8 protein-coding genes and 1 pseudogene are annotated in these 13529 nt (G+C 59.3%); 2 read left to right on the forward strand and 7 right to left on the reverse strand.

The genetic code is table 11. From position 1 onward, the window contains the following. Positions 1-31: 31 nt before the first annotated feature. Positions 32-601, reverse strand: a complete 570-nt coding sequence (locus tag ACP7B3_RS05155) for a nucleotidyltransferase family protein (protein WP_124418051.1) — start codon at positions 599-601, stop codon at positions 32-34. A 124-nt stretch (positions 602-725) separates the two neighbouring features. Between ACP7B3_RS05155 and ACP7B3_RS05160 the strand changes: the two genes are divergently transcribed. Together ACP7B3_RS05160 and ACP7B3_RS05165 are read left to right on the forward strand one after the other, a co-directional pair. Further along, positions 726-1331: a hypothetical protein gene (locus ACP7B3_RS05160; protein ID WP_169367243.1), complete on the forward strand. Its 606-nt coding sequence runs from the start codon at positions 726-728 to the stop codon at positions 1329-1331. Positions 1332-1947: 616 nt separating this feature from the next. Beyond that, positions 1948-2187 (forward strand): annotated as a pseudogene (locus tag ACP7B3_RS05165) (DUF6124 family protein). 37 nt (positions 2188-2224) lie between these two features. Here the strand turns inward: ACP7B3_RS05165 and ACP7B3_RS05170 are convergent. The 6 genes from ACP7B3_RS05170 to ACP7B3_RS05195 all read right to left on the reverse strand — a co-directional run bounded on the left by ACP7B3_RS05170 (position 2225) and on the right by ACP7B3_RS05195 (position 13507). After that, entirely contained in the window at positions 2225-2524 is a 300-nt protein-coding gene (locus ACP7B3_RS05170; RefSeq protein WP_017136894.1) for a hypothetical protein, read from the reverse strand. Between the two features lie 75 nt (positions 2525-2599). Beyond that, complete coding sequence (locus ACP7B3_RS05175) at positions 2600-2833, reverse strand: hypothetical protein (RefSeq protein WP_106576648.1); 234 nt, start codon at positions 2831-2833, stop codon at positions 2600-2602. Between the two features lie 815 nt (positions 2834-3648). Further along, a complete protein-coding gene (locus tag ACP7B3_RS05180) occupies positions 3649-4017 on the reverse strand; it encodes a hypothetical protein (RefSeq protein WP_426178268.1) in 369 nt (122 codons plus the stop codon). A 348-nt stretch (positions 4018-4365) separates the two neighbouring features. Continuing rightward, entirely contained in the window at positions 4366-4914 is a 549-nt protein-coding gene (locus tag ACP7B3_RS05185) for a hypothetical protein (protein ID WP_119742571.1), read from the reverse strand. Between the two features lie 23 nt (positions 4915-4937). After that, positions 4938-5252, reverse strand: a complete 315-nt coding sequence (locus ACP7B3_RS05190) for a hypothetical protein (protein WP_119742569.1) — start codon at positions 5250-5252, stop codon at positions 4938-4940. 11 nt (positions 5253-5263) lie between these two features. Beyond that, positions 5264-13507, reverse strand: a complete 8244-nt coding sequence (locus ACP7B3_RS05195; protein WP_426178271.1) for a hemagglutinin repeat-containing protein — start codon at positions 13505-13507, stop codon at positions 5264-5266. Positions 13508-13529 lie beyond the last annotated feature (22 nt).

The raw sequence follows: 13529 nt of genomic DNA on the forward strand, positions 1-13529 counted from the left end.
AAGATAGGACGCATGGGGAGCCGGTAAAAGTTCACAAATCATCCGGCGCCACGATCTTCAGCCAAGGCCAGCGCGCTTGATAACTGCGGGCCTTGGCGGCGAACAACTCAGGCTCCGGGTGCAGCGGGTTGATGCGCAACACGCCCTGCTCCACATCCGCTAAGCCATAGGGCGCATACACCTCGCCCGTGTCGATCTCCAGCCCGATGCAGGTGCCGGCCACCAGGTAACGGTCCACGCCCTGTTTAGCCGAGTGCAGCTGTGGATAAGGCCGACCAAAGCGCTCGCCGTACCAAAGGTGCACCCGCGCCTGGTTCTTGACCTCGACGTTGACGCCCAAATCCTCAAACAGCCGTTCGGCGGCGCGGATCACCTTGTCCTCCGCTTCGTAGGACAGATCCGTGTCGAAGTAAAAGACGTCGTAGTCCTTTACGCCCTGAGCCGCAGGCAAGTTTGACTGATGGTTCCATACGGCCTGGAACAGGCAGCCCGCCGTGAGCATGCACTGCTCGACACCGAGGTCGGGCAGGCGCGCGGTGATCTGGGCGTTGATGGGGTTGGCCATGGCCAGTTCGAGCAGGGTGTTGACGGTCAATGTCATGGTTAATCCTTGGGTGTTCAGTGCGGCTCAAGCCACCGACCCTACACGACTGGCGGGAGGGTTTCGTGACAGCAATATTTCTATACACTTTGCCCGCCCGCTACCAATCGTCAAGGATAAAACGATGCGAATCAGAGAAATGGCCCTCATCACCGCCGCCGCGTTGCTGCTCACCGCCTGCAGCGACAGCCCATCGGACGCCGACATTCAAGCCGCGCTGCAACCCAGGCTGGAAGGGGCTTCCTGCGTAAAGGCGGCGATGTTCAACAGCTTCCCGGTGACCTTGAGTGACAGCGTCATGAGCGGCACCTCCAGCGCCAACCAGCCGGCCTTCGATGCGCTGACCAACGCCGGCCTGCTGGCCAAAAGCGACAAAACCTACACCCTCACCGACGCCGGCCGCGCCGCCTACGTGCAGCAGGAATCCGGGTTCTGCTACGCCCAGGGCTATGAAATCGCCAAGGTCCAGAACATTGCCGCCAACACCAACCCCATGGGCGCCGCCGTGGACAAATCCTGGGTGGTGACCGTGGACATTCGCCAGAAAACCATCGCCGACTGGGCCAACACCCCGGCGATCGAAAAACTGGCCCGCAACCCGGAAAACCTCTCCGAAGTGCCAAAGACCTACCACGTGGTGGTCGGGCGCCTGAAGGGCGAGCAAACGCTGAAGCTGATCGACCCACGGTTTTCGATCATGCGTGGGGTTGGGGTGAATCAGGCGTTTTAAACCCGGCACGGTTGTGGCAAGCAGGCTTGTTGTGGCTTGAAGGCTTGTTGTGACTTGCAGGCCTGCTGTGGCTTGAAGGCTAGTTGTGACTTGAAGGCCTGTTGTGGGTTGAGGGCCCGTTGTGGCTTGAAGACTTCTTGTGGCGAGCAGGCTTGCCCTGCGCTGGAGTGCGCAGCGCTCCCAACCCAGCCACCGCGGTCCAACAGTAAAACTCGGTCGCCTGTTTGGAGGGGCCGCTTCGCAGCCCAACGCAGGGCAAGCCCGCTCGCCACAAAAGGAGTTTCCTCAGCCTGGGGAATTGCGAACGGCCCGCAGCACCTTGCCCCATTGCCTACGCGTGCGTCAGAATCCGCCGGCTTGTGCGCTGGGGTGGCCGTCTCTAAGGTGGCTCGGTCGCTGAATGTTCAGTGATCGGGTTTAGTAGCCCACGGTTTAACCTAACAAGTGCATAAGCTTCATCTGTCAGGCGTTCTCGTCTGTGCTTGATGGTGGCTGTGCGTAGGGCACCCTCGGGTGCGCCGGTTTTGTTAGGTTCCACCGGTCTACTAACCTGCGTACAGCTACCGCCTTTTCGTTTAGTAGCGATGAGGTTGTAGCCCAAGCAAGGAACTTAACAATGGCTAATGTCACAACTGACTCAACCACCCTCTTCACCGTCGTCCCCGACGCCAGCACCGAAACCCTCATCACCAACAGCTACGAAACCTTCACCAGCGTCAGCACCCTGCTGCTCGACCTGTCCGAAGACCTGTGAGGCAAACACCGCGACATCGCCCTGGCCATTCACCAACTGAGCGAACTGGGCGTGCTGCTCACCGCCAAATTGCTTGACCGTGAAGCGCCTTGCCCTGGCTGACCCACAGCCCACGGCAGCGCCGCTGAGGGCGCTGCCTTCAATTAACCCCAGGGAAAGAATCAACGTACTGAATGGTGAAGTCTGGAAAGGAGTCAACAATCTGGATCTTGTAGTCGGGGAAACTCTCGACTGTTTTCCACTTGCCGGCCGAATCGGGAAAACTGCTCACCTGCTTTACCTTAAGGTCAGGGAAACTGTTTACCACCTTGACCTTATAGTCCGGGAAGCTACTGACGAACTTGATGTTGCCGTAAATCTTTGACACATCAACAGTCGTATCCGCTTGAGCGCCGAAGGCACACGCCAGCAGCAGTGACGCGAGAGCAACTTTGAACATGACAGCCTCATCCTGAGAAATAAAAAGGCGCCCAGTTTAACGACCTGCGCGCACAACGTCCTGCATTGCCGGTTCTTAACCCTTCAACTCACCCGCGCGGTTACTCGCCGCATCGTCGTAAGCCACATACAACGACTCGGCGATCTGGCTTTTGATGGCTTTGGTGGCTTCCAGCCCCAACACAAACCCTTCAGCCTTGCCGCCAGCGCGGTTGAGTTCTTCGTGGGTGGAAGCACCGGTGATGGCGTCGAGCAGCTTGATGGCGTGAGGGCCTACGCCTTTAGGGAGGGAGATTTGGTCGATGGACATGGCGATACCTTGATAAAAAATGATCGGAAGCGCATGGACCACTGCCGGGGGATGCCATGGTAGACCGGTTAGCGGGGAAAGGGGCTGCTTTCGGCCAGAAGCAGCCGGTCATCAAGGCCCAAAAGTGTCCCGAGGTGAGTATCTAGTTGCGCCAATCGGCGCCAGTCATTGTGAGCCTGGCTAGAGGTTTCAACCATTTGCTAACTGGAGGTAATCGCAAATAGGTTTTTGCACAAGTAAACATCCTCTCTTGGAATGAAATCTTCGGGGCTTTCATTGCAGGAAAATGCTTCGAAAACGTGGCTGATGATTTTCTTTGCTTGGTCCGTGGAAAGGATGCGCGTGTCTATCAGGTCAAGAAGAGCATCGGCTATCTCGTTTAAACTAACGCAGTATTCTTCAGCTGCAATCCTGAGAAGCGCTCGCATTTCCCTATATTCATCATCTGAATTTACGTTGTTTTTCAGAAACTCAAGTGGCTCTTCCAGAATTTCAAAGGGTAAATTTTTTGATATCTGTCGCAGTATTCTATAAGGGCCCGCCTAAGCATCACGCCATCAAATTTTTGAGAGCTAGCCCCTTACAGTGCATTAACTTTCGTATTAGCTATCCAGCTTTTCATCGCGAAACCTACCTTGCTTAGCGCTTAGTTGAGGGACGTCAAAGCGTCCAGTCGGCTTCTTCAGATACTTCAATCCTCACCATGCGTCACCTCACCACAAGAGGCCCCCCGATTCTGTTGGCTCCTTCGAATGCTCGCAATGGGTCGAAAGTGGTCATCGACAGATTTTCGTTGCTCACACTGCACAACGCTTTCACAAGAAATCACTGACCTGGAACGATTTATCAGTCGCGAAAATCGATTCATAGACCGCGTCGTCAAGTTCGTCACGGGCAAGGAACACGCTAGCACTATATGCGCGGGCCTTGCAAAACCAAGCAAAAGATCCGTCGTCGTCGCGCTCCAGCAGATAGAAGTATTGTTCCTCCATTTGAGCGCATATAGTCTCAAGTCGAGCCCGACCTCCACACGACAACAGTTCAGCGACCTCGTTAGAGTCACCCCCTACCTCATCAACCGCCCAGAGAACGATACGAGTAGCCACCCGCGTTTTCTCGGCCGGTTCTAGAGCATCGAAAGTACGGTGTACGTCAGGATAGCTTGACACCAAGCGGTCAGTCATGGGGCTTAAATCCTCAGAGCGGGCTTGCCGATTACACCTGAATTGCCATCTAAAAGGACACCGTAGTACGTCGGCGAAACTTCGTTGAAACCTCTTCAGGTCGGTAGCAGCCCCTCGTGACAGAAATCAACCGGCCAAAAGCGGACGACCAACTCGGTTCTGGTTTAGCCCAGCTTGCCTCCTCCGCAAGTGCAAGCCGGCTCACTTCTCTGCCTCTTGGATACGCCTGGTATGTCAAGTCGGCTAAAGGCCACGCCCCCGATGCGCATTGATTCGGCTCACGCTTAGGTTTGAACTATCCGCAATATCCGGATAGCCACCTGTCGCTGGAATTCTGAATACGCTGAGCTAAAAGGCATCCAGAGCTCTACACAGCCCTGCCTTCTCAACAGGCTCACTTTCAGGTTTTCCAGCTGGGTTTAAGCGCTGCAACGCGACCAGGCACTGGCCACCGTCCAACAGGACCAGCTCATAGTCCTGACCCGCCTTTGGGGTGAAACGAAAGGTTTGCCGGCAACTATAGGAATATCCGGCGGAAACGTGGCCTTCACTCTGGAAGTTCATGGCGAAAGGCTTGCCCGCCGGCACTTTGAGTTCGGTACGCGCCAGATCTTGTCCTTCCACCCGGCGGTTGCTCTCGGGCATGCCCAGGCTGCGACCATTATTCTTGTCCGCAAAGCCGGATTCGGACACGGCCATCACCCCGGCGCCGGGGACACGCCAGTCGATGCAATCGCGGCCCGGCACGCCGCGCGCCATGCCATTGGTGATTACGCGCAAACGCGCGGTATCACCTGAGGCGGGTTCGACATAGGCCGTGGAGTAAGCCCGGATATTGGCAATATTGCCGCAGCCGCTCACGGCAAAAGCCAGACCCGCTATCAGAAACGCTCTCATGGAAAATCCTATTTTTTGTGCCTTCAACGTGCGGACGCACAGGCCTTGAGCTCATGCCGGGTGTCCAGCGCACAGAGATCAAAACCGTCACTGCGGGTGTAGCCTGCACGCTTCATACACTCGAAGCGTTCTGCTTTCTGCTGGAGCGTGGCCTTGGGATCAATGCCGGATCGGTTTTTTGAACCGCACGCCAACATCGAAGCGAACACCTCCTGGCTGTTCGCACCCGGTTTCTTCCATAGCTCCACTTCATCAGTGGGTGGCTGAAACGGCGTGGCAAAACAGGCCGTGACGAGCGGTAGCAGCATGACTGCAAGTGCAACTGGTTTAAGCCACATTCTAGGTTTCCTTATTTTCTAGGGCTGACAGGCACCAGCACCGGCTTCATTTCTTTCATGTCAGGCCAATACCTCGTGCAGGCAGACTCACCACTGCCATAACAACTGTGCATCGTAGTGGCACCGTTGAAGACGTTGATTAGTTCCTTGAGATAGGTACTGCCTTCAGGGATCACCCCGCCGGTGCCCGGGTTGTTGCCCATGAAGAACAACCGGCCAACCGGATCGTAGTTGTGGACCTCATATTTGAGGACCATGTTCGCCCGTTCGACAGGGTCGGTGACGGCGTTGCGGTTTTGCAGATAGGCCAGCTGTTCATCGGCGCGATAGACATTGAACGCTCCGCCAAAGTTATACACCGTGGTCTTGCTGAGCAGACCCGCAGCATCAGGCAAATTAGCAATGGAGTCTCGCGAGTTGCCGCCGGTCATGGTGCCGCGGCTGTGCTCAGTCAAATGCAAACCGGTGGCACCGTACTTGAGCTGGATTTCCCGAGCGGCTTCGGTGTAGTTGGTCAAGCCCCAGAAGTCGTTGTCCATTGCCTTCTGATAGCCGGCAACCAGCAGCTCTGACATTCGGTTACCCGCTGTCGGAAACCATAGGAAATATTGTGGCCCTGTAGCATCTGGGTCGCGATGCTGAGCGGCGTATTTCGCCGCTGCCTGCGCGTCGTTGAAAATCCCGTTGAGGGCCACGTTGACCACGTTGTTAGCGTCGGGTTGCAGGTTATCCCGCTCCTCACCCTCAACCTCCCGGAACTGCGGTTTCGTGTCCGCACCTCTGTCGACATTGCCCTGATCATCCATATCCACGGCATACATCTGGGGCGCCGTCTTGAACATCGTACGGTACGCCTCATCGGTAAACTGCACCCCCTGGCGATAGGCTTCATTCTTGATCGACTGCTCCGCCTCGGCGGTGCGTTGCAGTTTGTCCAGATCCTGGCGCCCGGCGCCAACATGGGAATGGGCGGTATCACGGTTGAGCCCGGCCACTGTTTGGTTGGCATCACGCCCGGTCAGCTGTTGCTGGCGATAGGCATCGGTAATCAGAATATTGCCCGCACTCACCGCGCTCAGGGTATTGCCCTGGGATGAATCCGAGGCTTTTCCCGCATCCAGGTAATTGCTGAACAAAGCCTTACTAGCGCCGTACATGCCCTGGCCGACAAAGTCGCTGCTGAGGGTGAACCCGCTGCTGTCCGCACTCGCCTTGGCGCTGTTGTGCAGGTTGGAGGTGGTCAATGAGCCAGTGCTCAGGCTGTTTTTGCCCTCGGCGATCGCCTTGTCATTGCTGGCAATCACGCCGCCCACCAAGTCGGTATTGCCTTTGACACGAATATCAAAGCCATCGTCGCCAGCCCGAATGCCGCTCTGCTCGGTGACGCTTTCAAAGTTGGATTTCTGGATGCCTTTGTTCTGACTCAGCGTGAAGCTCGATGAACCGATGCAGAACGGCGGCACGCAGATGCTCACGCCCACGCCGAGGCTGGTTTGCTTGGCCTTGTAGGTACTGGTGTCCTGCAGGCTTTCGACGCTGAAATCACCGCCCACATCGGCAGTGACTTGCTTGCCGGTGACCACCGCTCCCTTGAGCCGGGTATCGCCTGCAGAGTCGAGCGAGACTTTATTACCCGCATCCACGTGGGTGTTGCTCCAGACCACGTCATTGCCGTCGGCCTTGCCGCGGTTCTGGGAAGCACCTGCGTTGAAACTGATACCGTTGGTCGAACTGCCGATAGCAATACCGATCCCCAGGCTGGCATTACTGCCCTTCTCGGTACTGCGCTGCTCCACTGTATTTTGCGCGGCGAGCAAGGCGATTGTGCCGTCGGCCTTGAGATTTACATCATGCCTGGCGGTGATCTGGCTGCCTTGCACAGTGAGGTTACTGTTCTTGCCGGCGCCTGCAGCAGTGATGTTGACATCGCCACCGGCCAATACCGACGAGCCGGCCGCCGAGTTGGAGGTCTGCTCGCTTTTACTCTCCTTCTTACTGGTGCCTGCCGAAATGCTGATATTGATGCCCCCGGCCATGGCCGGGTCTTTGTCGTACTGGATATAGCCGTTGCCGGCTCCCATCAGGGTATTGACCAGCGCCAGGGTTTTTAGCCGGCCATCGTCGGTACGGTCGGAAGCGGTTTTCATCCGCTGAGCGGTCTGCACGGCTTCGATCACCGGGTTAGTCACGGTAATCGTGAGGCCGCCTTGCTTGAATTTGGTCTCCTGACTGATGTGTTGCTGGTTGCGAGCCTCAAGGATATTGACGTGCTGCGCCGCAATGTCCACATCGCCCTTGGGCGCCGTCAATTGGCTGCCGACCTGGCGATACGTATTGCCGGCCAAAATGTTCACGCTGCCGTCGGTGGCGCCGATGGTGCTGGCGGCCGCCGTTTCACTGTCGGTGCGGTTTTTGTCACTGCGTTGCTGGCTGCCGATGGTCACCGCGATTGCGCCGCCGCTGAACAACCCGCTTTGCTTGACGTCCTTGAAATGCTGCTCGCTGAGCTGATCGGTGGCGGCCAGTACATTCACATCGTGCCCGGCCAACAAGGTCGTACCGCTGGTAGAGACCACGTTGCTGCCGCGCACATTCACGTCGTTGCCGGCCTTGACCCACGTCGTCTCGCCACTGAGGGTGGTGGCCTGGGCGCGGGTCTCACTGACCGTGTCACGGGTGGTGGTGGTCTTGCTGGAGAACAGGCTATTACTGCCGGTGACTTTGTGGGCTTCATCGACAAAGTTGTAGCTCTGGCTGGTGCCGAGATTGACGTCACGCCCTGTGGCAACGGTGACCCCACCCTGCTCGCTGGTGACTTTCGCGCCACGGGCATTGAGGTCGTTGTCTGCGACCAGGCGGACCTCGCCTTCACCCTGGATCACGCTGCCGGTATCGGTGCGGCTGGCGTCCTTGCGCCAGTTGCTGGAATTCCATTGCACACTCTGCTCGCGGCTCTGGGTCACCGTGCCCAAGTTGATATCGTGGCCGGCAACCACCGTGGTCTTGCCGTCTTTGCCCGAGCTGACGATCTGCGCCGCACTGAGGTTGATGTCGCGCGCGGCATTCGCTACCAGTTCACCCTTGGCATCGGACACAAAAAGTCCGGCAACCCGTGATATCCCGGTCGCGGTGCCCTGGGCACTTTGGGTGTCGCGCGTGCTGGAAACCAGGTTGATGTCGCGACCGGCGACTGCGTTCAGGCGCGTGCCGGCATCGATCAAGCCACCGAGGTTGTTCAAGTCAGTGCGAGCCTTCACTTCTACCTCGGCGCCGGACAGACGCCCGCCCAGGTTCTGGATGCTGTCGGCGGAAATCGCCAGTACGCTGCGCCCGGCAATCGTGCCGCTGTTGACCAGGTCGCCTTGCAGATTGAGGTCCACCACGTTACCCGCCATCAGCGCGCCGGAACCGTCCAGGTCACCGTCGCGCACCCTTACATACACCTGCGGCACCAATGCCTGGGTCACGCTGCCATCGGCGAGGGTCACGTCTTTTTTGACCAACCACACGATGTCACTGGTCAATTGCGCCATTTGTTCAGGACTGAGTGCCACACCGGGCACCAGGCTCCACTTTCCGGCGTAGGTCAGCGCGCTGTCCAGCAGCGCCCGGTACTGGGTCTCGTCGTTGGCGTAGCCATCCAGAAAGCGCCGCCCGGTCAGTTGGGCGATCTGCTCACGGATCAGCTTCTGCTCATAGAAACCATCGCCCAGGCGCGTCAGGGTCAGGCCGGGGTCGAGTTGGAGCCGATCGAGCATGTAATTGGACGACAACCAAGAGCGGTAACTGGTGAAACGCGGGTCGCTTTCCACCAGGTAGTTCGGGTTTGCCTGAGGGTTGAGGTGGAACAGGCTATTGTCCGGCACCTGCACACTGACACCGCCAGTGCGTATCGACTCGCCGACGCCGCCCGCCGCAGTAGCTTGCAAGGCCGGCACCTCCAGGACCGGGGCCGACGCACGGCCATTGCCCACGTTCACGGTGGCAGCGCCGGCACCGACGGCGGCCTGGTCGACGCTGCTGGTCAGGCGTGCACCGACTTGCAGGCCACTGCCGGTTTGGGCGGTATTTTCCAGGTACTGGGTGGGCTGCAGGAAGATATCTGTGACACTGGCTGCCGGGTTGTAGGCGGCTGTGGAGTTGCCCTGGCGGTCGCGCCCTTTGCGATGGATGCGATACAGATGACTGAATGTGCCACTGTCCGTCACCGTCTGCTGCCCGGTGACTTCGGTGTTGTTGAGCTGTCCGATAGTGCCCACCAAGGTGCCGCCGGCGATGATCCGGCTCTTGTCGTTCAACACCGAATTGGCGGTCAGCAGCATTGAGCCGCCGGAAAGGATTTCACCCGGGTCCGAGGTGAGGATCTGCGTCTGGGTGATAGTGCGGGTGTAGTCGTAGCGGTTGTAGTTATCGGCCACGCCCTCGGGGCTGACCAAGTGGCTGACTTCGTCGTTGTAGAGTGAGATCTGGTCAGGGCGATAACGATTGGCAGAGCCAGTGTGCTGGAACTCCTGGACGCCTTCGCGGCTGACCTCAACCACTTGGGTGCTGAAGTGTTCGTTGGTATTGCGCAACTCGGCACTGTTAAGGCTCAGCCCACCGAGGGCTTCGATGCTTGCGCTGGCGTTACGCACCAGCCCGGCCTGGCCGGTGGCCTGGCCCTGGGCATCCAGCGCGCCGCCGATCAACAGATCACCGGCACTGAAAAGCATGGCGTGCTCACGGTTGACCAGCGTCCCGACGCCAATGTCGAGGCGCTCGCGCGCGGCGATCACAGCCGCGCGGGCATCTTCCACATCATTGGTCAGTTGCCCCGCCGCAATGGATAAGTGATCACCATAAATACGGCCGCTGCCCAGGTTGTTGAGCACCTGGGTATTGATCCGGGTGATCTGGGCATCGATCAAGCCACGGTTGTTCAGGGTATCCGCCACATCGAGGGTCACTTGCGCGGCACTGATCTCGCCGTTGGCGCGGTTTTCAACGCTATCGCTCAAGACCCGCAATTGCTTGCCGGCCTGAACGCCACCCTGGTTATCGAGCATGCCTTGCAGGGTCAGCTCAAGATTACCGTTGGCTTGCAGTTTGCCGGTATTGACCAACCCCGAAGCCAGGTTGAGGCTGATATCGCCCAGGCTCAACACGCGTCCATCGCCGCTGAGGCTCGCGCTGGTCAGGCCGAGCCGTTCTCCGGCGATCACGGTACCGGCACTGTTGAGCAGCGCTTGGTCGGCGCGGATTGACACTTGCTTGCTCGACGAGATCAGGCCCGCGCTGTTATCCAACTGCCCGGCACTGTTGACGGTCAGCAACTGGTCGGCACGCAGGGCACCCGAGCGGTTAAGCAACTGCGCCAGGTTCAGGGCCAACGACTGCCCCTCCACACCCTGGTTGCTCCCTTGGGTCTGCTGGTTATCCAACTGTCCTGCATCGACCGTCAAGGTGCCCCCGGCACGCAGCAGACCGCCGACGTTATCGAGGCGACCGCTGCCGATGTCCAGCCGCGCGTTACCCAGGCTCTGCAACTGGCCACCGCGATTGCTCAGGCCATCAGCCGTCAGCAGCAGGCTCTTTTCACTGCTGAGTATACCGGCGTTGAGGTTATCGACCTGCGCGGCATGGATCGCCACGTCGCCTTTGCTGCCGATAAAGCCGGCGCTGTTGTTCAGGTTGCCGGTGCGCAGCGTGATACCGGCCTGCCCGAGGATGCCATTGGCGCTGCCCGAATCAGTGTTGGTCAACGTTTGCCCATGGGTGTCGAGTGTGATCGCACCGCTACCCTGGATAAGCCCGGCCTGGTTCTTCAGCTCACCACTGCGCAGGTCCACGGTGCCGCTGCCGATTATGGCGCCGCGCTGGTTTGACAGGCCTTGCCCGGCACTGTCGAGCAACAAGGCCGCGCCACTGATCAACCCATCGTCGTTATTCAGACCCAGGCTGGTAATCGTCACGCCTTGCTGGGCCTGCACCACACCGCCGCTGTTATCGAACGCGCCCTGGCTCACCGCCAGCACCAGCGGCCCGCCGACCGAACCCACGGTGCCCTGGCGGTTACTCAGTGCGTCGGCGCTGACACTGAGTGCGCCGATGGCCGCCAGCGTGCCGTGGTCATTGCTCACCTGCCCGCCGGACAGCGTGAGGCTGTCGCCTGCTGTGATCTTGCCTTGCGCGTTGAGCAACTGCCCGCTACTCAACTGCGCGCCCTTGGCTGCGGCCAGGGTGCCTGCACGGTTGTCCAACAGCGTATGCGCGGTGACCTTGAGGTTGCCGGCCACTGCCGCCTGAACCGTGCCGCCCTGATTGAGCAAGCGATCAGCCGTCAGGCTGATATCACTGTCACTGGCCACCGTGGCGCCCGTGTTGTCCAGCAGGCCCAGGGTGTTGATGCGCATCGTGCCGGCGCCGGTCTGCAGGATGTTCCCCTGCCGATTGGACAGTTGGTTGGCGTCGATTTGAATCTGCCGGGCTACGGTGGTGGCGCCGTCCAGTACCGCGTCGGCAACGGTGACTTGCAGTAGACCATTGCTCTGCAGGCTGCCTTGGGCACCTGTCAGCGCCTGGCCCTGAAGGGTCATGCTGCCCGTGCCGGCATGCTCGATCCTGCCCTTGGCATTGGACAGGCGCGCCGCCGAAAGGCGTACGTCGGTCGCATTGCTGGCGATGCGTCCTTCGGTGTTATCCAGGCGGTCGGACACAGCAATCACCGTGGCGCCCTTGCCGACCTGGACGATTTCACCTTGGCGGTTGGACAGGCTGCCGGCGGCCAATTGCACACCTTCGGTGTTGATTTTGGCACTGTCGGTGGTCAGGGTTTGTCGCACCGCTGTGCTCAACGTCCCTGTCGCGTCCAACGCTGCACCGCTTAAGTCAGCGCCGCCCGTGCGAGCAGTGAGCATGACATTGTGCGCAGCGGTCTTACTCGCATTGAGGTCAAGGTTCTCGGCGCTCAACTGCAGATCCCCGGCAGCAATCGCCGAGCCTTGGTGCTTGAGCGTCTGGCTGGCGCTGACGCGCAGTGCGCCATTGCCACTGACCGCGCCGTCAGCTGCCACACCTGCGCCCAATATCGACTTGCTGGCGTTGTCGATGGTTTGGGCGGTCAGGGTCAAGTCCTGCTGCGCAGCCACCACCCCTTGGTTGTTGATATCGCCACGACTGGACAGCGTCGCGGCGCCCTTGCTGTACAGCGAACCGCTGTTATCGATGCCCAGCTGGCTGTCCACCTGCAGGTTCTGACTGCTGCTGATTTGCCCGCTGTTGCCCAGGCGCCCGTCGGCGCTGATGACCACATCGCCGGCACTCGCACCTATTTGCCCGGCATTGCGCACGCCCAGGCCGGCTTCGGTACCCACCAACTTGATTTTGCCGGCATACATGCCACCCAGCTGCGCCACGTCAATGGCGACCTGGGGCTTATCGCCGGAACCGTTGATGACCGTCGCCTGGGTATTGTCGGCATTGACCTGGTTGGCGCCACTGGTCACCCGCAGGTCCTTGGCCCAGATACCGGCATTGACCTCGACCGAGCGTGCGATGACATCGGTAAAGTCGGTCTGCGATGCGTCCAGGCCCTTGCCGGAGATAACCACCTTGCCGCTTTCAACGCGGTAGCCTTGCAATTGGCCGTCCTGCATCTGCGCACTGCCGCTGGTCAAGGTGGCACGGTTGGCGTTGATAAAACCACAGCCGTCACAGGCGATGCCCGACGGGTTGGCGATCACCACCTGGGCTCGGTCACCGGCGACTTCGATGTAACCACGCAATTGGCTGGGGTTGCTGCTGTTGACCTCATTAAGGATCACCCGCGCCGTACCGCCGGCCAAATGCGCATTGCCCTCGATCCAGCCACCCAGCTGAGTTTGGGTATTGGTGCGCGCATTGTTGAGGATCGCGCCTTGGGCATTAACGTCGAACTGGCTGTAGGTGTTACGTGACACCCCTGCCGCACTCGGGGCCTGAATGTTGACTTGGGGCACACCGTTTGCGGCGTTGATAATCACCGGTTGCTGGCCGGGCGCAGCGCCACGGTCAGCCACAATATCGCCCCAGGCCAGCGGCGAGGCCAATGTGATCAAGCCCAACGCCGCCATCAATGAGAACCGCAGGGGAAGCAGTGTCAGCACAGTATTCAAGACGACAGGGGCGACACCGATCCCGGTGCCTGAGGCTTTTTTGCTGCCCAGCACGTTTTCGGCCACTACCATCAGCAGGCCACGGGCTTTGTTGAAAACGATCCTGTAGAGGTGTTTGTTCATGACGATCCCTGTGTCTTGAAAG

Source organism: Pseudomonas sp. TWRC1-2 (genome assembly GCF_049896685.1).
GTDB lineage: Bacteria > Pseudomonadota > Gammaproteobacteria > Pseudomonadales > Pseudomonadaceae > Aquipseudomonas.

Coding starts and splice junctions, on each gene's coding strand:
- ACP7B3_RS05155 (WP_124418051.1), bottom strand. CDS start 601: ATGACATTGACCGTCAACACCCTGCTCGAACTGGCCATGGCCAACCCC.
- ACP7B3_RS05160 (WP_169367243.1), top strand. CDS start 726: ATGCGAATCAGAGAAATGGCCCTCATCACCGCCGCCGCGTTGCTGCTC.
- ACP7B3_RS05170 (WP_017136894.1), bottom strand. CDS start 2,524: ATGTTCAAAGTTGCTCTCGCGTCACTGCTGCTGGCGTGTGCCTTCGGC.
- ACP7B3_RS05175 (WP_106576648.1), bottom strand. CDS start 2,833: ATGTCCATCGACCAAATCTCCCTCCCTAAAGGCGTAGGCCCTCACGCC.
- ACP7B3_RS05180 (WP_426178268.1), bottom strand. CDS start 4,017: ATGACTGACCGCTTGGTGTCAAGCTATCCTGACGTACACCGTACTTTC.
- ACP7B3_RS05185 (WP_119742571.1), bottom strand. CDS start 4,914: ATGAGAGCGTTTCTGATAGCGGGTCTGGCTTTTGCCGTGAGCGGCTGC.
- ACP7B3_RS05190 (WP_119742569.1), bottom strand. CDS start 5,252: ATGTGGCTTAAACCAGTTGCACTTGCAGTCATGCTGCTACCGCTCGTC.
- ACP7B3_RS05195 (WP_426178271.1), bottom strand. CDS start 13,507: ATGAACAAACACCTCTACAGGATCGTTTTCAACAAAGCCCGTGGCCTG.